The sequence below is a fragment of the Pseudomonas sp. GW821-FHT12A04 genome (genome assembly GCF_058807755.1).
The window spans coordinates 352,245-373,298 of sequence record NZ_JBXAQZ010000001.1 but is presented as its reverse complement, the minus strand read 5'-3'; the positions used below and the strand labels follow the sequence as shown (position 1 = coordinate 373,298).

At 58.9% G+C, this 21,054-nt stretch carries 21 protein-coding genes and 1 pseudogene; 3 read left to right on the top strand and 19 right to left on the bottom strand.

The annotated features are described in order from the left end of the window. Positions 1 to 118: 118 nt before the first annotated feature. From AC1RS8_RS01575 to ubiE, 12 genes and pseudogenes are all read right to left on the bottom strand, one after another. Positions 119 to 2,419 carry a fibronectin type III domain-containing protein gene (locus AC1RS8_RS01575; protein ID WP_493162192.1) on the bottom strand — a complete coding sequence of 767 codons (2,301 nt, stop codon included), beginning with the start codon at positions 2,417 to 2,419 and terminating at the stop codon, positions 119 to 121. 224 nt (positions 2,420 to 2,643) lie between these two features. After that, positions 2,644 to 3,357 carry a methyl-accepting chemotaxis protein gene (locus AC1RS8_RS01570; RefSeq protein ID WP_493162330.1) on the bottom strand — a complete coding sequence of 238 codons (714 nt, stop codon included), beginning with the start codon at positions 3,355 to 3,357 and terminating at the stop codon, positions 2,644 to 2,646. A 141-nt stretch (positions 3,358 to 3,498) separates the two neighbouring features. Next, a pseudogene (locus AC1RS8_RS01565) lies at positions 3,499 to 4,560 on the bottom strand (methyl-accepting chemotaxis protein); the annotation flags it as partial. Between the two features lie 222 nt (positions 4,561 to 4,782). Next, positions 4,783 to 5,490 (bottom strand): 16S rRNA (uracil(1498)-N(3))-methyltransferase, encoded by a 708-nt coding sequence (locus AC1RS8_RS01560; protein ID WP_090452647.1) that lies wholly within the window; start codon positions 5,488 to 5,490, stop codon positions 4,783 to 4,785. Further along, entirely contained in the window at positions 5,487 to 6,281 is a 795-nt protein-coding gene (gene tatC, locus AC1RS8_RS01555) for a twin-arginine translocase subunit TatC (protein ID WP_057712372.1), read from the bottom strand. Before tatC ends, AC1RS8_RS01560 begins: the two co-directional genes overlap by 4 nt. Beyond that, entirely contained in the window at positions 6,278 to 6,721 is a 444-nt protein-coding gene (gene tatB, locus AC1RS8_RS01550; protein WP_489339599.1) for a Sec-independent protein translocase protein TatB, read from the bottom strand. Before tatB ends, tatC begins: the two co-directional genes overlap by 4 nt. Before the next feature lie 10 nt (positions 6,722 to 6,731). Next, the gene (locus AC1RS8_RS01545) at positions 6,732 to 7,004 is read right to left on the bottom strand and encodes a twin-arginine translocase TatA/TatE family subunit (protein WP_057712370.1); all 273 of its coding nucleotides are present in this window, start codon (positions 7,002 to 7,004) and stop codon (positions 6,732 to 6,734) included. A gap of 25 nt (positions 7,005 to 7,029) precedes the next feature. Continuing rightward, positions 7,030 to 7,362: a phosphoribosyl-ATP diphosphatase gene (locus AC1RS8_RS01540; RefSeq protein WP_007975564.1), complete on the bottom strand. Its 333-nt coding sequence runs from the start codon at positions 7,360 to 7,362 to the stop codon at positions 7,030 to 7,032. Beyond that, positions 7,355 to 7,756 carry a phosphoribosyl-AMP cyclohydrolase gene (gene hisI / locus AC1RS8_RS01535; protein ID WP_007989281.1) on the bottom strand — a complete coding sequence of 134 codons (402 nt, stop codon included), beginning with the start codon at positions 7,754 to 7,756 and terminating at the stop codon, positions 7,355 to 7,357. The genes AC1RS8_RS01540 and hisI overlap by 8 nt, the downstream gene beginning before the upstream one ends. A gap of 81 nt (positions 7,757 to 7,837) precedes the next feature. Next, the gene (ubiB, locus tag AC1RS8_RS01530; protein WP_090452651.1) at positions 7,838 to 9,442 is read right to left on the bottom strand and encodes a ubiquinone biosynthesis regulatory protein kinase UbiB; all 1,605 of its coding nucleotides are present in this window, start codon (positions 9,440 to 9,442) and stop codon (positions 7,838 to 7,840) included. Continuing rightward, a complete protein-coding gene (locus AC1RS8_RS01525; RefSeq protein WP_057712368.1) occupies positions 9,439 to 10,062 on the bottom strand; it encodes a ubiquinone biosynthesis accessory factor UbiJ in 624 nt (207 codons plus the stop codon). The genes ubiB and AC1RS8_RS01525 overlap by 4 nt, the downstream gene beginning before the upstream one ends. Further along, positions 10,062 to 10,832 carry a bifunctional demethylmenaquinone methyltransferase/2-methoxy-6-polyprenyl-1,4-benzoquinol methylase UbiE gene (ubiE, locus tag AC1RS8_RS01520; RefSeq protein ID WP_053153319.1) on the bottom strand — a complete coding sequence of 257 codons (771 nt, stop codon included), beginning with the start codon at positions 10,830 to 10,832 and terminating at the stop codon, positions 10,062 to 10,064. Before ubiE ends, AC1RS8_RS01525 begins: the two co-directional genes overlap by 1 nt. Before the next feature lie 155 nt (positions 10,833 to 10,987). On the opposite strand from ubiE, the gene AC1RS8_RS01515 reads away from it, so the two are divergent. From AC1RS8_RS01515 to AC1RS8_RS01505, 3 genes are all read left to right on the top strand, one after another. Beyond that, entirely contained in the window at positions 10,988 to 11,263 is a 276-nt protein-coding gene (locus AC1RS8_RS01515; protein WP_150811973.1) for a polyhydroxyalkanoic acid system family protein, read from the top strand. A gap of 245 nt (positions 11,264 to 11,508) precedes the next feature. After that, positions 11,509 to 11,931, top strand: a complete 423-nt coding sequence (locus AC1RS8_RS01510) for a phasin family protein (RefSeq protein WP_057712367.1) — start codon at positions 11,509 to 11,511, stop codon at positions 11,929 to 11,931. A 10-nt stretch (positions 11,932 to 11,941) separates the two neighbouring features. Next, positions 11,942 to 12,778 carry a phasin family protein gene (locus AC1RS8_RS01505; RefSeq protein WP_489339600.1) on the top strand — a complete coding sequence of 279 codons (837 nt, stop codon included), beginning with the start codon at positions 11,942 to 11,944 and terminating at the stop codon, positions 12,776 to 12,778. 192 nt (positions 12,779 to 12,970) lie between these two features. On the opposite strand, the gene AC1RS8_RS01500 is transcribed toward AC1RS8_RS01505, so the two are convergent. The 7 genes from AC1RS8_RS01500 to hslV form a co-directional block, all read right to left on the bottom strand. After that, the gene (locus AC1RS8_RS01500; RefSeq protein WP_057712365.1) at positions 12,971 to 13,591 is read right to left on the bottom strand and encodes a TetR/AcrR family transcriptional regulator; all 621 of its coding nucleotides are present in this window, start codon (positions 13,589 to 13,591) and stop codon (positions 12,971 to 12,973) included. A gap of 59 nt (positions 13,592 to 13,650) precedes the next feature. Further along, a complete protein-coding gene (gene phaC, locus AC1RS8_RS01495; RefSeq protein ID WP_090452657.1) occupies positions 13,651 to 15,333 on the bottom strand; it encodes a class II poly(R)-hydroxyalkanoic acid synthase in 1,683 nt (560 codons plus the stop codon). A gap of 115 nt (positions 15,334 to 15,448) precedes the next feature. After that, complete coding sequence (gene phaZ / locus AC1RS8_RS01490; RefSeq protein ID WP_057712363.1) at positions 15,449 to 16,303, bottom strand: poly(3-hydroxyalkanoate) depolymerase; 855 nt, start codon at positions 16,301 to 16,303, stop codon at positions 15,449 to 15,451. Positions 16,304 to 16,460: 157 nt separating this feature from the next. Then, positions 16,461 to 18,140 carry a class II poly(R)-hydroxyalkanoic acid synthase gene (gene phaC, locus AC1RS8_RS01485; RefSeq protein ID WP_489339601.1) on the bottom strand — a complete coding sequence of 560 codons (1,680 nt, stop codon included), beginning with the start codon at positions 18,138 to 18,140 and terminating at the stop codon, positions 16,461 to 16,463. A gap of 259 nt (positions 18,141 to 18,399) precedes the next feature. Continuing rightward, positions 18,400 to 18,771, bottom strand: a complete 372-nt coding sequence (locus AC1RS8_RS01480; RefSeq protein WP_057712361.1) for a gamma-butyrobetaine hydroxylase family protein — start codon at positions 18,769 to 18,771, stop codon at positions 18,400 to 18,402. Between the two features lie 213 nt (positions 18,772 to 18,984). Further along, the gene (gene hslU / locus AC1RS8_RS01475; RefSeq protein WP_150811968.1) at positions 18,985 to 20,322 is read right to left on the bottom strand and encodes an ATP-dependent protease ATPase subunit HslU; all 1,338 of its coding nucleotides are present in this window, start codon (positions 20,320 to 20,322) and stop codon (positions 18,985 to 18,987) included. Positions 20,323 to 20,376: 54 nt separating this feature from the next. Then, a complete protein-coding gene (gene hslV / locus AC1RS8_RS01470; RefSeq protein WP_007975582.1) occupies positions 20,377 to 20,907 on the bottom strand; it encodes an ATP-dependent protease subunit HslV in 531 nt (176 codons plus the stop codon). Positions 20,908 to 21,054 lie beyond the last annotated feature (147 nt).

Sequence of the window (21,054 nt, the reverse complement as noted above, 5' to 3'; positions counted from 1 at the left end):
CCAGCGGGCTTCTACGATACGACGAAGGAACCACTGGCGTAGGCGCTATTTTCGCCGGCTTTATAAGCAGACCGGCGGCGATTCAATTAACCAAGGCCGCATTACCCAAGGGCTACCTTTATAATGTTGTGAACTCCGCGATTAATGGCGCTGACCCTCCTATTTCATTATGGGCCGTGATTCTCACGTCATAACGCGTCCTGGGTAGTAAAATCGTTCCTAGTCTTGGTTCTGTCACGTTATAAGTCAATTCATTGCCACCTGGGCCTATCAATATGACGCGATAGTTGTTTACAGGTTGGTGTGGTGGGTCCCATTCAAGTACTGGAAGAAGGATTTGACTAAAGCGAAAGTTTTTGGGGGCGCCCACATAACCAGGTAGGGGATCAATGGTGACAGAACGAACAATGGAAGGAATGGTGAAATTATTAATCGCCCAGACTTCGATCAAGAATTCCTGGTCTAGTGGTAGCTCCTGAAACTCATAGGTGGTTATGGTTTTTGGCACCAAGGTTGGAGGTTCTTCATTTAGCGATATCGCATAATTTTCAGTGTTTGTGCTGAATGAGCCTAGCCACGTAATGACGGTGCTGGTTGGTGTGCGGGATTGTATTTTTAGATCACGGACTGGTAATGGCGGGACTGGGTCGAAAATAAATTCGAACGTTTCGTTTTCGGTTCGTTCGCCAGTAAAGTAAAGAATATTGCTCTGAACTTTTGTAGTGATCCCGGGTATCGCCAATAGTGATCGGGTGGGAGGTATTCCATCTTCGTGAACTTGTTCTTTGTGGCTTATTATGTTTACGATTGTATTATAGGACATTCGATCCTGAGCATTTTCAACTACATCCCATGTGATGGATATAGTATAGGCTGGTAGGTCTGGGATTATTTCTTTTATTTCAAACATGGGGTTTTCTAGTTTTTCTGGCCTAGGTTGTAGTGCCAGTTCTGTATACTCGGAGTAAAACCCGTTTATATCCTTGGCGCGGACTTTGAATTTGTGTGTTTTGCTCGCTACTAGACCTCTGGCTTTATAGTATGGTTCGGTGGTAACTGCTGGCGCTTGATCGTCAATACTAATTTCGTAATGTGCTATGCCTGCCTCGTCAAATGACGGATCCCATTCAAGCTCTGCAAGACGAAGTCCGGCTTTGGCAAATCGAAAATTTTCCGGGGCGGTGGGCGGGGTTTGATCTTGAACCAAAGTGAAGGGCTGTGAAAAATCGGAAACGTCTCCCACGGTATTGACCGATCTGACTTTAAATGTGTAGTTTTTCAGGGGCAGGTTTTTTACTGCGTGCGTACCGACAGTGGTGGTGAACAGATAGTTGTTACCTTCATACATTTCAAATCTTCGGATGCTGGTATTGTCTTCGCCACGAATCCATTCGAACCGCAATGTGTTTTGGGAATTCTGTTCTTCGACCTGTTTTACGATGAGACTTCGGGGGGGGACAGGTTTAAGAGTCTCCATTGCCCTTTCTCTGTTAAGTTGGATGCAGCGATCTGTCACCCCAATGACGGTGTCGGTTCTCTCAATGAAATCAACCATGACGATGTTTGCGTTTTGTCTACCTGTTTTAAATACCTCTGTTCGTATGGGGTGGTCATGCTTCAAGTGAATCGGGCCAGTTGCATTTCGGGCGGCTGCACTTAACGCCCAGTACTGTTGAGTCGGTGGCGACTCCATCGCGTTAATGACCAGTTGCTTGATGCTCTCTTCACTGTAGTCAGAACTCCACTGGTGTTTTATATTTGGCCAAAGTTCGTTTTTTTGTACCCACTCGCTCTTCCAGTTTTTCGGAGAGCCATAATCGAATGCTAATATGATTCTTCCGCTCGGATAACGTACGCGTATTTCACCTATTTTTAGGTCTGAGGCGGCATAGGGTATCAGGAGGTTTTTAATGGGCGTGAAGTATGGAAGGCAACGTTCAAGACTATCTGAAAATCTCCCTTTATCGTACTTGTGAAAGCCAAGTATCACTATTTCGCCAGGATTTTCGGTAACGAAGTTTTTAACATCCCTAATTAAATGTTCTAGGCGCCGCCCAGCGTTGGCAATGTTATGATTAAATTCGAAAACTTCATAGAATCTTGTAGTGGGGCTATGGTTGCCGGTAGTTTTTTTATAGCTGTTATCAATGAGGCGCAAGTCCAAGAAGCGAGTTCCAGCGGAGAGTTGCTCAGGGAAAGATTTGTTCTGGCAGGCTCCCCACAACTCCCAAGGGCCCCATGTCCCGGCCATGTCCACACCGGAGTTGTGGGCTCCAGGAATGGCAAGTTCATGGATTTTCAGTTCGTCTAAGGCAGACGACATGTCTGTCATCCAGCGTTTGTAATTTGTCTTGGGCGCGACAGGCTCTAGGCTCGGTGCTGAAGGGAGGAGCGAATAGTTTTCGGAATCGTTGTTCATGAATGTGCTCCAGAAAATAACAGGAGCTATAGGATGCGCTGCTCTGAGTAGTTGCATAACTAGCAGAGCTGATACTTGTGCTATATGATTTTTATGCTAATTCTTATGGGTTAATCCTGATCGTCAGGGCTTGGCGATTAGATTCGAAATGCAAAGACGAAGGCCGCCGGCGTAGCGCTCGCCGGCGATCATGCGTTTGTGGTTTGTTCAGTTTGCAAGCGGTTTCAAACCCTGAACCGCCCCACCAGCATCTGCAAATGCGTCCCCAACCGCGCCAGCTCAACGCTGGACGCTGCCGTCTCTTCACTCGCCGCCGACGTCTGATCCGACACATCCCGCACATTCAGCACGCTGCGGTTGATCTCCTCCGCCACGGCGCTTTGCTGTTCGGCAGCCGCGGCGATCTGCTGGTTCATCGCCTGGATCGCCGACACCGTGCGGGTGATGCTTTCCAGTGAACCGCCGGCACGGCGGGTCAGTTCGACGCTGCTGTCGGTCAGGGTGCGGCTGTTGTCCATGATGGTCGCCACTTGCTGGGTGCCGTTTTGCAGGCCGACGATCAGCTCTTCGATCTCTTCGGTGGACTTCTGTGTGCGCTGGGCCAGGCTGCGGACTTCATCTGCCACTACGGCAAAACCACGCCCGGCCTCACCGGCGCGGGCGGCTTCAATCGCCGCGTTGAGGGCCAGCAGGTTGGTTTGCTGGGCCACGGACTTGATCACGTCGAGCACGCTGCCGATCTTGTCGCTTTCGCGCTTGAGTTCGCCCATGGCCTCGGTGGAGTGACCGACTTCCTCGGCCAGGCGTTCGATCTGGGCGATGGCTTCGCCGACGACTTTGTCGCCCTCCCTGGCCTGCTGGTCGGCGGCGACGGCGGCTTCGGAGGCTTCTTCGGCGTTGCGCGCCACTTCCTGCACGGTGGCGGCCATTTCGTTCATGGCGGTGGCGACCTGATCGGTTTCGACCTTCTGACTGTTGACCCCGGCGCTGGTCTGCTCGGTGACGGCAGACAGCTCTTCAGCGGCGCTGGCGATCTGTGTGACGCCATCGCTGATGCCGCCGATCAGTTCGCGCAGGCCTTGGGTCATGCTTTGCATGGCTCGCTGCAACTGGCCGAGTTCGTCACGGCGCTGCGATGTCAGGTTGTGCGTCAGGTCGCCACTGGCGACGCGCTGGGCCACGATCAGGGTCTGGTTCAATGGAATGATGATCTGTCGGGTAATCGCCCAGGCGGCCAGCAGGCCGAAGGCGATGGCCAGCACCGTGGCGAGGGTCAGCATGTTCTTGGCATGGGCGGCGTCGGTGTCACGCACGACGGTTTGCGAGACGGTGAGTTTCTGGCTCATGTCCAACAGGATGTCGCCTTGGGTGGACATGCGTGCCAGGGCCTTGGCGCTGGCCACCTGGGAGTCGCGGAACTGGCTGACGGCGGCGCGATAGGCCCTCAGCGAGTCAGTTGCCTGTTGCAGGTTGGCGATGTGTTCTTCAGGCAGTTTGATCGGCAGGCTCTCGAGGTTCTTCAGGGCGTTGTCGATCGCGTCGAGGGCTGGCTGTTCGGCTTCGCTCTTACCGCTGTAGGTGTAGCCGCGAACCTGGAAGCGCGCCTGCTGGATCAGTTTGCTCAGGTCGATCACGCTGTTGAACGCCGCTACGCTGTCGCCTTGCAGCATGGATTTTTCCACTTCGGCGACGCGGGCCACGGCATTGTCGGCAGTGGCGCCGAGCTTGCTGCGGGCGTCTTCACGCTGGGCGCCGGCCTGGGTCATGTCGTTGAAGGCGCGGCGGTATTCGGCGACAGCGGCCAGTTGTTGATCGACCATGGCCGTATCGGCCGGTTGCTCGATCAGGCCGCGGGCGGTCTGCAGGCCGCTTTCGAGTTTGCCCAACAGATCGTTGACGGCGCCGGGACCTTGTTCGCCGCGACGCATCTCGTAATCCAGGCGTGCAATGCGCAGGTCCTTGGTCAGGTCGTTGAGACTGGCGATGAACCCCAGTTTATCGCCGCGGCTGGTCACGCCGCTCAGGCCGCTCCAGCCGGTGAAGGTGATCAGCAGGGTCAGCAGCAGCACCAGACCGAAGCCGATCCCCAGCTTGCGTTTGACGCTGACGTTACCCAGATTCTCGGCTAGCCATTGATACATGCTGAAACTCCCCGGACCAAACAATGGTTTTATGGGGGCTTTATCGGCAGGAGGGCTGGATTCTGTAGGTGACTCCCGATGTACGGGCAAGTGATCATCTGTGGCAAATGTTGACCTGTGGGAGCGAGCTTGCTCGCGATGGCGTTGTTTCAGGCAACACGGATGTCGACTGTTACTCCGCTATCGCGAGCAAGCTCGCTCCCACAGGGACAGTGTCTGGATTTAAAAGAGGCGTGCCAGCAACGCGGTCACGGCGGTTTCGACCCGCAGGATGCGCTCGCCCAGTTGCACCGGTTGCAGACCGGATTTGCCCAGCAGGTCGATCTCGTAGGGAATCCAGCCACCCTCGGGGCCGATGGCCAGGGTCACCGGTTCGCTGAGTGCGCGAGGGCAGGGCGGGTAATTGCCCGGATGCCCCACCAGGCCGAGGGTGCCTTCGGTCATCGCGGGCAGACGGTCTTCGACGAAGGGCTTGAAGCGCTTCTCGATCACGACTTCCGGCAACACACTGTCCCGCGCCTGTTCCAGGCCGAGGATTAACTGCTCGCGAATCGCCTCTGGCTCCAGGAACGGGGTCTGCCAGAAGCTCTTCTCGACGCGATAGCTGTTGACCAGCACGACCCGTGGCACACCCATGGCCGCCACGGTCTGGAACACCCTGCGCAGCATCTTGGGCCGTGGCAGGGCCAATACCAGGGTCAATGGCAGCTTGGCCGGTGGTGGCTGGTCGAGGGTGACGCGCAATTCCGCTTCGTCGGCGTCCAGGCGCAGCACTTCGGCCGAACCCATCAAACCGCCGATTCGCCCGACGCGCATGCTGTCACCGACTTCGCAGCGGTGGACTTCCTGCATGTGGGTCAACCGGCGATCACGCAGGATCACGCGGTCGGCCGCAATGAAATCGGCCTCTTCGAGGAGCAGCAGGTTCACGCTTGGGTCGCTGGCGGCTGGTCGTTGTGATCGTCAGCCGGTTGGTCTTCCGGATGGTCGCCGCGCTTGCTGATCAGGCTGCCGAACAGGATGCCGATCTCGAACAACAGCCACATCGGAACGGCCAGCAGGGTCTGCGAGAAGATGTCCGGTGGTGTCAGGATCATGCCGACCACGAAGCAGCCGATGATCACGTACGGACGGATTTTCTTCAGGTATTTGACATCGACCACGCCGATCCACACCAGCAGCACCACGGCCACCGGAATCTCGAACGCTACGCCAAAGGCGAAGAACAGCGTCATGACGAAATCGAGGTAGCTGGTGATGTCGGTCATCATTTCCACGCCGGCCGGGGTGGCGGCAGCGAAGAACTTGAAGATCAGCGGGAACACCAGGAAATAGGCGAAGGCCATGCCGGCGTAGAACAGAAAGATGCTGGAGACCAGCAAGGGCACGGCGATGCGCTTTTCATGCTTGTACAGGCCGGGGGCGATGAAACCCCAGATCTGGTGCAGGATCACCGGAATGGCCAGGAACAGCGAGACCATCATCGTCAGCTTCAGTGGCGTCAGGAACGGCGACGACACGTCAGTGGCAATCATCGTCGCGCCAGCGGGCAGGTACGCGCGCAGCGGCGTGGAGACGAAGGTGTAGATCTGCTGGGTAAAGGCAAACAGCCCGGCAAAGATGATGAAGATCGCCGCTACGCAGCGCAGCAGACGGGTACGCAACTCGGTGAGGTGCGAAACCAGCGGCATGTGCTGGTCGTTTTCAGGGAGATCGCTCATGGGGCTCGCGGCGGCAAAGTGGTGTCATTGGGCGCTGGCGTTGTCGGCGCGGCGGCTGTAGCAACGGGTTCAACCGGCATCGCTGCCACAACAGGCGCAGGTTCCGCCGTCGGAGCAGGTGTCGGGTCGACAGCCGCGGCAGGCGCAAGAATCGTCTGCGTACCCACATGTTCCACCGGCGTCGGCTCCTGCTGGGTCGGCGTGAAGATTTTCCGCGCCTCCTGCTCAAGCGACAGGATGTGCTCGTTGTGCAGTTGCCGACGAATCTCGTCGGCACCGATTTCACGTTCAACTTCCTGTTTGATTGCGTTGAAGCTGCGCTTCAGGCGCCCGACCCACAGGCCGGCGGTGCGCGCAGCGCCCGGCAAGCGCTCGGGACCCAGCACCAGCAGGGCGACGAGGCCGACGAGCAGCAGTTCAGAGAAGCTGATACCAAACATTAGTCAGTGCTCACACGTCTTTGCGGATCGGCTCTTCGACTTTCTGTGCCTGCACGTCGATGGTGTGCGGCTGGTTCACGGATGCCTGTGGCTGAACCGGAGGAACCGGTTGGGCCGGGGTCGCGTTCGGGTCGGCCGGTTTTTCATCGTCGTTCATGGCTTTGCGGAAGCCCTTGATCGACTCGCCGACGTCAGTGCCGAGGTTTTTCAGTTTCTTGGTGCCGAACACCAGTACCACGACAACCAGGATGACGACCCAGTGTTTCCAGTCAAAAATGCCCATGCTGCTGCTCCTCTCTAATAGTTATTCAGGCGGACGGGCGCGAGGCTTTCTCGGCGTGTCCGGAGAGACCGAAACGACGGTCCAGTTCATCGAGTACAGCCTGTGGATGCTGCCCCAATTGGGCGAGCATGACCATGCTGTGGAACCACAGGTCGGCGGTTTCGTAGATCACATCGCTGCAGTCGCCGCTGACGGCGGCGTCCTTGGCGGCGATGATGGTTTCGACCGACTCTTCGCCGACTTTTTCCAGAATCTTGTTCAAGCCCTTGTGGTACAGGCTGGCGACATACGAGCTGTCGGCGGCGGCGCCTTTGCGCTCCTCCAGTACCTCGGCGAGGCGGGTGAGAGTGTCACTCATGTTTGTGCCCTGCGGAATAGATGGCGTGCGGATCTTTCAGGACCGGGTCGACGGTTGTCCAGTCGCCGTTCTCATAGACGCGATAGAAGCAGCTCTGGCGGCCGGTATGACAGGCGATGTCGCCGATCTGCTCGACCATCAGGATGATGACGTCGGCGTCGCAGTCCAGGCGCATCTCGTGCAGGGTTTGCACATGGCCGGACTCTTCGCCCTTGCGCCACAGCTTGCCACGGGAACGTGACCAGTAAATGGCACGGTTCTCGGCAGCGGTCAGTTCCAGTGCTTCGCGGTTCATCCAGGCCATCATCAGGACGCGCCCGGTCTTGTGATCCTGGGCAATGGCCGGCACCAGGCCGTCAGCGTCCCACTTGATCTCGTCCAGCCAGTTTTTCATCTTCGACTCCGACAGCGGGCTCGACACTTCAATAGCCGAGCTCAGGCGTTCAAACAGTGTGCCAGTCGTTCACACAACTGGCTATCGGCGCACGACCAGATACAAACCGACCGCCATCATGATTCCCGCCGGCCAATAGGCCAACTGGTTCAGCGGTCCGCCAGCGGCAAGGACGGCGCCACCGGCCAGATGGGCCGTACCGAGCAGGCGCAGGAACCAGTCGTCACGGCGTCGACGCCACGGTGGCGGCGGGTCGTAGGCGTGGGGTTGGGACATGCGTTCGAGCAGGTCGCGGGCCATGTTGGCCAGGTGCGGGATCTGTTCGAACTGGCTGTGCACGTTGCCGAGCAGGGCTTTGGGGCTGACCCGCTCGCGCATCCAGCGTTCGAGGAATGGCTGAGCGGTATTCCACAGATCGAGGTCCGGGTACAGCTGGCGGCCCAGGCCTTCGATGTTCAACAGGGTTTTTTGCAGCAGGACCAACTGTGGCTGCACTTCCATGTTGAAGCGGCGCGCAGTCTGGAACAGGCGCATCAGCACCTGACCGAAGGAAATATCTTTTAACGGTTTTTCGAAGATCGGCTCGCACACGGTACGGATCGCCGCTTCGAATTCGTTGAGCTTGGTTTCCGCCGGCACCCAGCCCGAATCGATGTGCAACTGCGCCACGCGACGGTAATCGCGCTTGAAGAAGGCGAACAGGTTGCGCGCCAGGTAATCCTGGTCTTCCGGGGTCAGGCTGCCGACGATGCCGCAGTCGATCGCAATGTACTGCGGGCTCCACGGACTCACGGTGCTGACGAAAATGTTGCCGGGGTGCATGTCGGCGTGGAAGAAACTGTCGCGGAACACCTGGGTGAAGAAAATCTCCACGCCACGCTCGGCGAGCATTTTCATGTCCGTGCGCTGGTCGGCCAGAGTCGCCAGATCGGTAACCTGAATACCGTAGATGCGTTCCATCACCAGCACTTTCGGCCGGCACCAGTCCCAATAGACTTGCGGTACGTACAGCAGCGGCGAGCCGTCGAAGTTGCGCTTCAACTGGCTGGCGTTGGCCGCCTCGCGCAGCAGGTCGAGTTCGTCGTAGATGGTTTTTTCATAATCGCTGACCACGTCCACCGGGTGCAGCAGGCGTGCATCGGCCGAGAGTTTTTCGGCGGCGCGGGCGAGGATGAACAGCCACGCCAGGTCTTGGGCAATCACCGGCTTGAGGCCCGGGCGGATCACCTTGACCACCACTTCTTCACCGGTTTTCAGTTGCGCGGCGTGCACCTGCGCCACCGAGGCCGAGGCCAGCGGTTCGACGTCGAAACGGCTGAAGACTTCGCTGATTTTCTTGCCCAGCTGTTCTTCGATCAGCTTGACCGACACTTGCGAGTCGAATGGCGGTACGCGGTCCTGCAGCTTCATCAGTTCGTCGGCGATGTCCTCGGGCAACAGGTCGCGGCGAGTGGACAGGATCTGCCCGAACTTGATGAAGATCGGCCCCAGGTCCTGCAACGCCAGGCGCAAACGCGCGCCACGGCTCAGGTCCAGGGTCTTGCGCGGGAACCAGCGCCACGGCAAGGCGTAACGCAGCGCCCGCAAGAACCAGGGCAGCGGCAGGGCGAACAGCAGGTCATCGAGGCGGTAGCGGATCACGACGCGCTGGATGCGCAACAGACGGCGGACGGCAAGCAGCTTCATGCGTTATCGCTTGGGTCGAGGGATCGGGAAAGGCGCTCGAAACGCGCCTCGAGACGTTCAAGATCAAGCTTGATCTGGTCCAGCTCACTGAATCGGGCTTCGGCTTCGCGCTGACCGACGAGGGTGCGCGATTCTTCGGCCAGGTATTCGCCCAGGTTCTGATTGAGGCTGGCGAACCCTTGCTGATACCAGCGGGCGCGGCTGCGCAGGTGACCGCCGACCAGTTGCGTGGCCACCGGACCCAGCCAGCGCGAGAGTTCGTACTCCCAATCCAGCTCCAGGTCCTGGAGGATCGCCGCCAGTTCCAGCAGCACGCCGCTGTCGCCGTCGAGTTCGACTTCAGGGGCGTGCAGGACCGAGGTCTTGTCCTTGCTCATCGCCAGTTTCAACAGGCTCGAGGCCGGTGCACGCAAGGTGCAGTCGGCGCCGGTTTCCCACTGGGAGGCGAGCATCAGGCCTTCGTCGCTGGGCAGGATGAACAGTTGCAGCACCGGGCTGCGGCAATCGACGGCAATCACTTTGCCGGTCAAATGCGCCAGCCGCGGCAGCGCCGTGCTGTCGAGACGCAGCACCCGGTTCAGGCCGAGTTCAACGCTGGCGAGCAGGCCGGCGAGCAACATCAGGGCTTGATGCCGCGGTGCAGGGCAACGATGCCTGCGGTCATGTTGTGATAGGTCACGCGGTCGAAACCGGCCTCGACCATCATCGACTTCAGGGTTTCCTGGTTCGGGTGCATGCGGATCGATTCGGCCAGGTAGCGATAGCTTTCCGAGTCGTTGGTGATCAGCTTGCCCATCAGCGGCATGAAGGCGAACGAGTAAGCATCGTAGGCCTTGGACATCAGTGCGTTGGTCGGCTTGGAGAACTCCAGTACCAACAAGCGGCCGCCCGGCTTGAGCACGCGCAGCATCGAGCGCAGGGCATCTTCCTTGTGGGTCACGTTGCGCAGGCCGAAGGCGATGGTCACGCAGTCGAAATGGTTGTCCGGGAACGGCAGTTTTTCCGCGTCGGCCTGGACGAATTCGACGTTGCCGGCCACACCGAGGTCCAGGAGGCGGTCACGACCGACCTTGAGCATGGATTCGTTGATGTCGGCCAACACGACCTGGCCGGTCGGGCCTACCAGGTGCGAGAATTTTTTGGTCAGGTCGCCAGTGCCGCCGGCGATGTCGAGTACGCGATTGCCGGCACGAACGCCCGACAGTTCGATCGCGAAACGCTTCCACAGACGGTGCATGCCGCCCGACAGAAGGTCGTTCATCAGGTCGTACTTGGCGGCTACCGAGTGGAAAACCTCAGCGACTTTTTCCGCTTTCTGGCTTTCCGGAACGTTTTTGAAGCCGAAGTGAGTGGTGGGTTCGGCATCGCTGCCTTTGCGCTGATCAGTCATATCGCTGTCACCAAAAGAGAATGCGCGACATTCTAATCCCCAAGGCATGCTTTGTCTTGGCAAGGCTGAAGGTAAGATGGGCAACCATCGGGACGTTTTGACGCAGCAGAGGTCAAGATGCCTCGGGAAAGCATCCATAAAGCAGGAGTCATTTGATGGCCCGTATTAGTGTTGAACGTGCCCATGGCCTGGGTAAGGAAGCGGCTCGCGAGAAGGCCGACAAGCTGGCGCAGAAACTTTCCGATCAGTATGGCCTGGAGCCGCAGTGGTCCGGCGACACCTTGAACCTCAAGCGCTCGGGTGTGAAGGGTGCGGTGCATGTCAGTGAAGATTCGATCAAGGTCGACGTGGAACTGGGCCTGATGATGTCGGCCATGAGCGGCATGATCAAAGCGGAAATCGAAAAGGCGCTCGACAAGGCCCTGGCCTGATTTCCAGCTGTAATGAGATCCCCTGTGGGAGCGAGCTTGCTCGCGATGGCGCAGTGTCAGTCAATATCATTGTCGACTGATGCACCGCCATCGCGAGCAAGCTCGCTCCCACAGTTTTTTGCGTGGCGTTCTCAAAGGTTTATGTCATTTGTTAGGGTGCCGTTTCTAATTTTTCTCCCTACTTTGTGCCAGAGCCCGACACTTACCCGGGCAGTTCCTCAAACCTTCTGCGCGTGAGGTGCACCATGGCCAAAGTTATTTTGAAGAAAAAAATCGACCCGTCGACCGGCACGCTGGGCGACGTCAAATCCTATGCCCGCAAGATCTGGCTGGCAGGCCTGGGTGCCTACGCCAAGGTCGGCCAAGAGGGCAGCGAGTACTTTCAAGAGCTGATCAAGGCTGGTCAGGTTGTTGAAAAGAAAGGCAAAAAGGTAGTCGCTGAGAAGCTTGAAGCGGCCAATGCCGAGATCGATGAAGCCAAGAGTGAAGTCAGCACTTTCAAAGGCAAGGTCGAGGTTCAACTCGACAAGGTCGAGAAGGCGTTCGACACGCGTGTCGCAAGTACCTTGAATCGTATCGGTATTCCGTCTAAACATGACGTTGAGACACTCTCTGCTAAGCTCGATGAGCTGACGGCATTGCTCGAACGTGTCGCGCGTAAATCTTAAGGAGAACGGGATGGCTGTTAAAAAGAAAACCGAAAAAGAAGGCAGCTCGTGGATCGGGAAGGTTGAAGATTACTCCCGAAAAATCTGGCTGGCTGGTTTAGGCGTGTACTCGAAGATCGACACTGACGGCAGCAAACTCTTCGATGCATTGGTTAAGGACGGCGAGAAAGCCGAGAAGCTCACCAAGAGCGCTGTTGGCAAGACTGTCGACGCCGCCAAGGACTCCGCTTCTTCGGCCAAGTCGCGCATCAGCGGCGTGAAAGATCGCGCACTGGGCAAGTGGGATGAGCTGGAAGGTGCTTTCGACAAGCGTCTGAATAGCGCCATTTCGCGTCTGGGCGTACCGAGCCGCAACGAGGTCAAGGCACTGCACAGCAAGGTCGAAACCCTGACCAAGCAAATCGAAAAACTGACCGGTGCGAAGGTTGCGCCTGTTGCGGCGAAAACCGCGGCAGCCAAGCCTGCTGCCAAAACCGCAGCCAAGCCACTGGCAAAAGCAGCGGCTAAACCTGCTGCCAAGCCTGCGGCTAAAACTGCAGCCGCCAAACCGGCCGCAGCCAAACCTGCAGCCAAGCCGGTGGCTGCAAAAGCCGCCGCCAAACCAGCGGCTAAACCGGCCGCCAAGCCTGCAGCGAAAACTGCAGCGGCCAAACCCGCTGCGGCGAAAAAACCAGCGGTGAAAAAGCCGGCAGCTCCAAAGGCCGTTGCGCCAAAACCAGCAGTGGCAGCTGCCAAACCGGCAACGCCGGCCGCTCCGGTCAGCGCTTCGAACTCCGCTACCGCACCGACCCCTGCGGTCACCCCGACTGTCGCGCCAGCTCCATCGACGCCAACCAGTCAGTCCTGATTTTCAGGGCTCAAGAAAACGCCCGGCCTGTGAAGGTCGGGCGTTTTTGTTTGTGTGCGAATCTCTGACCGACACAAGCCCAATGTGGGAGCGAGCTTGCTCGCGATGAGGCCATCACATTCAACATTGATGTTGGCTGATCTGCCGCCATCGCGAGCAAGCTCGCTCCCACAGGGTTGGTGGGTGTCAGGGTTATTCGTGGTCTTCCAGGTACTCCATCGCCATCTGTTCGGTCGCGGCCTTCATCGATGGCAGCAGGTGCGGCGCCACCAGCATCATGATCTGGTAAACCACCAATCGCACTTCGCCCTGACGATCAAGAATCCGCTGATAGTCCAGTGAAAAAAGCAGCGTCATGGTGATCTGCTCCACCAGTTGCCCCAGTGCCTGGGTATCGCTGACCAGCAGCCCTTGCGCCTTCAATCGTGCCAGCAGCGACGCCAGTGTGCGCTTGAGTGCATTGAGCAGGTTGCGAATGCCCTTGGCCAGTTTCGGCAGGCGCCCGGCGAGGTTCGACAGATCCTGGAACAGGAACCGGTAGTGGGACAGGCGTTCGACGATCAGGTGCAGGAACAGCCAGTATTCTTCGGGTGCCAGTTCGGCATCGGCCGGTGGATCGAGCAAGGGGGCCAGTTCGCCCTGGAAACGCTCGAACAGCCCGAGAATCAGAGGCTCCTTGCCGTGGAAGTGGTAGTAGAGGTTGCCCGGGCTGATGCCCATCTCATTGGCAACTTCCATGGTGGAGACATTCGGTTCGCCCTTCTGATTGAACAACTGCAGGGCACATTCGAGGATCCGGTCGCGGGTTTTCATCCAGTCTTCTTAATGATCGGGTCTTGCCACGGCCGACAGTGGCCGTGGCTCGTTGAACGTCAGCGCACGCGCACGTAAGTACCGGGTGCTGCCTCCATCGGTGGATAGTTCTGGTTGCCGAGCGCCATGTGGGTTTCCTTCTGCGCGCCGGAGCGTTCCTGAATCCAGCCAAGCCATTGGGTCCACCAACTGCCATCGACACGCTTGGCGTCGTAGTACCAGGCCCGTGGGTCGCTGCTGAATTTGCCGTTCTCGACGTAGTTGGCTTTCGGGTTGCTCGGCGGGTTGAGGATGCTCTGCACATGGCCGCTGTTGGACAGCACGAAGCGCCGCTCGCCACCGAGCAACAGCGTCGAGCGATACACCGCGTCCCACGGCGTGATGTGATCGTTGATGCCGGCGACGCTGAAGCTGTCGACGGTGACCTTCTGCAAGTCGATCGGTGTGCCACACACTTCCAGGCCGCCCGGGTGAGTCAGCGGGTTGTGCTTGAAGAAGTCCAGCAGGTCACCATGCAGGGCGGCCGGCAGGCGCGTGTTGTCGTTGTTCCAGTAGAGAATGTCGAACGCCGGTGGCTCCTTGCCCAACAGGTAGTTGTTGACGAAGTAGCTCCAGATCAAATCGTTGGGGCGCATCCAGGCGAAGACCTTGGCCATGTCACGGCCGTCCAATACACCTTTCTGATAGGAGCGGCGTTTGGCGGCTTCCAGAGTCTGTTCGTCGGCGAACAGCGTTGCGGGGCTGTCCATCTGGCTGTCGAGCAGGCTCACCAGGTAAGTTGCGCTGGACACCCTGCGCAGCTGCCGTTTGGCCTGCAGGTGTCCTTGCAGCGCGGCAATGGTCAGACCGCCGGCGCAAGCGCCCATCAGGTTGACCTCCCGTGCGCCGGTGATCGCCCGGCAGACATTCATGGCCTCTTCTACGGCTTCCACGTAGGTCGAGAGCCCCCATTCGCGGTGACGCACATCCGGGTTGCGCCAACTGATCATGAAGGTTTGCAGGCCGTTTTTCAGCGCGTACTGGACGAAGCTGTTGTGGGGGCTCAGGTCGAAAATGTAGTACTTGTTGATTTGCGGCGGCACCACCAGCAGGGGCTTGGAATACTGCTTTTCGCTCATCGGTTTGTACTGGATCAACTCCAGCAGTTCGTTGCGAAACACCACGGCTCCGGTGGAGGTGGCGACCGTCTTGCCAACCTCGAATGCTTGCTTGGTGACTTGCCGGGGCAGGCCGTCGTTGTGCAGCAGATCGTCCACCAAATGGCTGATGCCACGCACCAGGCTGTTACCGCCGGAATTGAAGAGCTCCTTGACCGCCAGTGGATTGAGCAGGGTGTTGGAGGGTGATACGGCGTCGTTGAGCAAGGTGAACGCAAAGTGGGCACGGGCGCGGTCGTCCGGGCTCATGTCGCTCTCGTCGATCCAGCTCTTGACCTGTTTCTGCCAGCTAAGATAGGCCTGCAGGCTGCGGCGATAAAACGGGTTGAGGCTCCATGCCGGATCGGTGAAGCGGGTGTCCTGCGGGTTGGTCGGGTGCAGGGTTTCGCCCAGCAGCACACGACCAAGCTGGCCGCCGAGTTTGAGGGCATGTCGGGCACTGTGCACCGGATTGCGCAAGCCATGGGCGGCCACACTACGCAGGGTCGATAACAGATCCCGACCGCGCAGGCCGGTAATCGCACTCTGTGCATTGATGAACGCGGCGGGAGTCGGTAAGGAATCCCTCGCTGGTTTCTCGCGCATGAGTCAACACTCCTTCGTCTTCAGGCTAAAAACAAACACACCGAACCAGAACACCATAGACGCTGTAACGGGTTGTTGCGCGGCGTGGCGTCCTGCCGGCCGCTGATGCAGCGGTTTAGCTGCCCAATGGCGCCGGACGCGGATGCATCACCGCGCGCTGGCGCTCCTCTTCCAGGAATTTCATGATGATCGGGGCCACCGCTTCGGCCCGGGTAATCAGGAACAAATGCCCGTCATCGATGATGTGCAACTGGGCGTTGGGGATCCGCCAGGCCAGCAAGCGCATGTTGACCAACGGGATCAGCGGGTCATCGTCGCCGGCCAGTACCAGGGTCGGCTGGCGGATCTTGTGCAACCAGTGGATGCTGGTCCAGCCGAGGCCGGCGAACAGCTGCCAGTAGTATCCGAGCTTGCCCGCTGAACGCACCTTGGCCGCATGGCTCGCGGCCAGCGTCGGGTCGCGACGGAAAGCGCCGCCGTAGATCATCGGCGCAATGCGGATCACGTGGGACGGTTGGATGTAGCGTCGCGGGCTGGCCATCATCCACAGCACTTTCGGCTTGCCCGGTACCATCACCGCACCCGCCGCCGTTGCCGCCAGCACGAGTTTCTTGCAGCGCTCCGGATAGTCGTAGGCGAACTGTTGAGCCAGGGCACCCCCCCAGGACACGCCGATGACGTTGACCTGCCCGTAGTCGAGATAGTCGAGCATCCGCGCCGTGAGCTTCGCAAGGCTCGGAAAACGATACGGCCGGTTTGGTGTCGACGAACCGCCGACGCCGGGTACGTCGAAGGCGATGACTTCCAGGTCCGGGTCCAGTGCCGCGATGAACGGGAACACCAGCTCCAGGTTGGCGCCGATGCCGTTGAAAATCAGCAGGGGCGTCAAGTGAGGCTTGCCGGGGCGTACCGCCGTGCGGAGCGTCTGGCCATCCAGATCGACGGTACGGAATATGAAGGGTTGCGGCATGCTTCTGGCCCTGTGGGTCGCTTTCTCAAATTCTTCCTCGACCCCTTTGTGGGAGCGAGCTTGCTCGCGATGGCGGAGTGTCAGTCAGCGCATATGCCAAACCTGCCACCGTCATCGCGAGCAAGCTCGCTCCCACAGGGAAGTCGAGGTGTGTCAGTTACCGCTCATGCACATAGGTGCCTGGCGCGGCTTCACCCGCGGGATAGGCCTTGTTGCCCAATTTCAGCGGAGCTTTTTTCAGGTTGCCCGAACGCTGTGCCTGCCACGCCTGCCAGTGCAGCCACCAGGAGTCGGCGTGCTTGGTCGACTCTTCCTGCCAGTCATCGGCATTGACGGGCATTTCAGTGCTGGTCATGTAGCGCGATTTCGGATTGCCCGGCGGGTTCAGAATGCTCTGGATGTGTCCGCTGCTGGACAGCACGAATTCAACGTTGCCCCCGAACAGTTGCGCCGACTTGTAGCAGGAGCGCCACGGGGTAATGTGGTCGCTGGTGCCGGCCAGCGAGAAGATGTCGGCGGTGACCTTCTTCAGATCGATCGGCGTACCGCACACTTCCAGTGCATCGGCACGGGTCAACGGGTTACTTTTGAACATCTCGATCAGGTCGCCATGGAACGCGGCGGGCAACCGGGTGGTGTCGTTGTTCCAGAACAGAATGTCGAATACCGGCGGCTCGTTGCCCAACAGGTAGTTGTTGACCCAGTAGTTCCAGATCAGGTCGTTGGGGCGCATCCAGGCGAAGACTTTCGCCATGTCGCGGCCTTCGAGTACACCGGCCTGGTACGACTGGCGCTTGGCGGCTTCCAGGGTTTGCTCGTCGACGAACAGGGCCACGTCGCTGTCCAGGGTGGTGTCGAGCACGCTGACCAGCAGGGTCAGGGCGTTGACCTTGTTCTCGCCGATTGCCGCGTAGTGGCCCAGCAGCGCGGTGCAGGTGATGCCGCCGGAGCAGGCACCGAGCATGTTCACGTCTTTGCTGCCGGTGATGGCGGTGACCACATCAACCGCTTCCTTGAGCGCTTCGATGTAGGTCGACAGGCCCCACTCGCGCTGCTCCTTGGTCGGGTTGCGCCAGCTGACGATGAAGGTCTGCATGTTGTTGCGCAGGCAGAACCGCGCCAGGCTCTTTTCCGGGCTCAGGTCGAAAACGTAGAACTTGTTGATCTGCGGCGGTACCACCAGCAGTGGGCGCTCATGCACCTGCTCGGTGGTCGGCTTGTACTGGATCAGCTCCAGCACGTCGTTGCGAAAGATCACCGCACCCTCGGTCACGCCAAGGGTTTTGCCGACCTCGAATGCACCCATGTTGACCTGGCTCGGCATGCCGCCGTTATGCACCAGGTCCTTGGCCAGATGCGAGAGGCCATCGAGCAGGCTCTTGCCGCCGGTTTCGAAGAAGCGCTTGACCGCCGCCGGGTTGGCCGCCGTGTTGGTCGGGGCGAAGGCCTCGGTCATGAGGTTGATCACGAAGTGCCCGCGGCTGACGTCCTTGGCCGGCAGGTTACTGTCGTCGATCCAGTCGTGGAGTTCCTTGCGCCACGCCAGGTAGGTTTGCAGATAACGTTTGTAGAGCGGGTTCTGGCTCCAGGCCGGATCCGCGAAACGACGGTCATCGCTGGTCGGCAGCAGCTCGGATTTGCCGAGCAGCACGTTCTTGAGTTCAAGGCCGAAATGAGCGACATGCTTGGCGCTGTGTATCGGTTGCTTGATGGCCTGCCTGAGCACCATTCGAGCAGAAGCCAGTAGATCCTTTCCACGCAGTCCAACGACAGGATTCAGCCCCAAGGTGTTTTCCGAGGCTTGACTCTTCAAGTCATCGTTATTCTTGTTACTCATCTACGACGCTCCATTGTCCTGAGACGAGTACCGGGTCCTGCTGTGTAGTCACACAGCCAATGCCAGGTACTACTGCTCGGGGTGACCGTTAATACTGCATCGCTGCTTTTTTAATGCAGAGAGCACTGCAGGGAACTTGCCAGTTCCATTGGTTACCCGAGTTTAATTTTTTTCGCAAGCAGGCCAATCGGCGGCCCTGGAGCGGAGCATTCAAACAGATGAAATTAGAAAATGCCCTCTAAAGAGCAAGAGGCTCGGATTAGAGCATCAGCCTGACGACGGATTCGTTCGGATCGCGGGTTTTTCCGGCGGCTTTTAGCTCGGCCAGATAATCTTCCCAGAGTGCGTCATAACGTCGCCCCAGCTCGTACAGATATTCCCAGGTGAACAAGCCGCTGTCGTGGCCGTCATCGAAGGTCAATTTCAGTGCGTACTGACCGGCGGGTTCTACCTTGGTCAGTCCTACGTTGATCTTGCCAAATTGCAGGATGGGTTTGCCGTGGCCCTGGACCTCGGCGGAAGGAGAGTGCACGCGCAAGAACTCGGCGGGCAGGGTGTACTCCTCGCCGGACGCGTATTTGAGCGTCAGGGTTTTCGAGGCTTTGTGCAGCTTGATGTCGGTGGGGATCATGGCCAGATGTCCGTCTTGTGCAGAACCTTGTGGGAGCGAGCCTGTGGCGAGGGGGCTTGCCCCCGTTCGACTGCGAAGCAGTCGTAAAACCGATCACCGCATTCTGATTCAGGATCGCGGTGGCTGGTTTTAGGTGCGCTTCGCGCCCCAACGGGGGCAAGCCCCCTCGCCACAGGCTCGCTCCCACAGGATCTCTATCGCTGTAAGTATGGCTTACAGGATATAACGGGACAGGTCTTCGTTCTGTGCCAATTCACCCAGGTGGCTGTTGACGTAGTCGGCGTCGATCTGGATCACCTTGTCGTCATGGGCGCTGGCCAGGTCGCCGGCGCTGAACGACACCTCTTCGAGCAGGCGCTCGAGCAGGGTGTGCAGGCGACGGGCACCGATGTTTTCGGTTTTCTCGTTGACCTGCCAGGCGATCTCCGCGATGCGCTTGATGCCGCTCGGCTGGAACTCGATGCCCAGGCCTTCGGTTTTCAGCAGAGCGCAGTATTGCTCGGTGAGCGAGGCGTGAGGCTCGCTGAGGATGCGTTCGAAATCCTCAGGGGTCAGGGCCTTGAGTTCGACACGGATCGGCAGACGGCCTTGTAGCTCTGGCACCAGGTCGCTCGGCTTGCTCAGGTGGAACGCACCCGAAGCAATGAACAGGATGTGGTCGGTCTTGACCATGCCCAGCTTGGTGTTGACGGTGCAGCCTTCGATCAGCGGCAGCAGGTCGCGCTGCACGCCTTCGCGGGACACATCGACGCCACCGGAATTGCCACGCTTGGCGACCTTGTCGATTTCGTCGATGAACACGATGCCGTGCTGCTCGACCGCTTCCAGGGCCTTGGCCTTCAACTCTTCATCGTTGACCAGGCGACCGGCTTCTTCGTCGCGCACCAGCTTGAGCGCTTCCTTGACCTTGAGCTTGCGGGCTTTCTTCTTGCCCTTGCCCATGTTGGCAAACAGGCTTTGCAACTGGTTGGTCATTTCTTCCATGCCCGGTGGCGCGGAGATATCGACGCCGGTCATTTCGGCGACCTCGATTTCGATCTCCTTGTCATCCAGCTGACCTTCACGCAGGCGCTTGCGGAACAGCTGGCGGGTGTTGGAATCGGCAGTCGGGGCGTCGTCGCTGCTGAAGCCCATCCGCGCCGGTGGCAGCAATGCATCGAGGATGCGCTCTTCGGCGGCGTCTTCGGCGCGGTGGCGAACCTTGACGATTTCCTGTTCGCGCAGCAGCTTGATCGCGGCATCGGCCAGGTCACGAATGATCGATTCGACGTCGCGGCCGACATAGCCGACTTCAGTGAACTTGGTCGCTTCGACCTTGATGAACGGCGCATTGGCCAGTTTGGCCAGACGACGGGCGATCTCGGTTTTACCGACACCGGTCGGGCCAATCATCAGGATGTTCTTTGGCGTTACTTCAACGCGCAGCTCTTCAGGCAGTTGCATGCGGCGCCAGCGGTTGCGCAGGGCAATGGCGACGGCGCGCTTGGCATCGTCCTGGCCGATGATGTGGCGGTTGAGTTCGTGGACGATTTCACGGGGAGTCATGGACATAATATTCAGTGGACCTCAAGCAAGAATGAGCCGTGGTGCGATGGCTGCACGGGCTTACTCGGCGCAGTCCTGCTCCTCAATGGTCTGGGTGTGGTTGGTGAATACACAGATGTCGCCGGCGATACCGAGGGCGGTTTCGACGATTTCCCGGGCTGACAGGTCGGTCTTTTTCAGCAGCGCGCTGGCCGCGGCCTGGGCGTAGGCGCCACCGGAACCCATGGCGATCAGGCCGTCTTCGGGCTCAACCACATCGCCGTTGCCGGTGATGATCAGGGAGGCGTCCTTGTTGGCGACCGCGAGCATGGCTTCAAGACGGCTCAGGGAACGGTCGGTGCGCCATTCTTTGGCGAGTTCGACGGCGGCGCGCACCAGGTGACCCTGGTGTTTTTCAAGCTGGCCTTCGAAGCGTTCGAAGAGGGTAAAGGCGTCAGCGGTGGCACCGGCAAAACCGGCGATGACCTGACCGTGGTACAGGCGGCGAACTTTTTTCGCGTTGCCTTTCATCACGGTATTACCAAGGGAAACCTGGCCGTCGCCGCCCATGACGACTTTGCCGTGGCGGCGAACTGAAACGATGGTGGTCAAGGGAAGAGTCTCCACGCAGCGGGGCGAAAATGCCTTATGCCCATTCATATGGGGGTGCTGGAGTGGATTTCAACTGAAGGAAGCGGCGGGGGACGAATGGCGTGCAATAACTGTGGTGAGGGGGCTCGCCCCCGTTCGGTCGCGCAG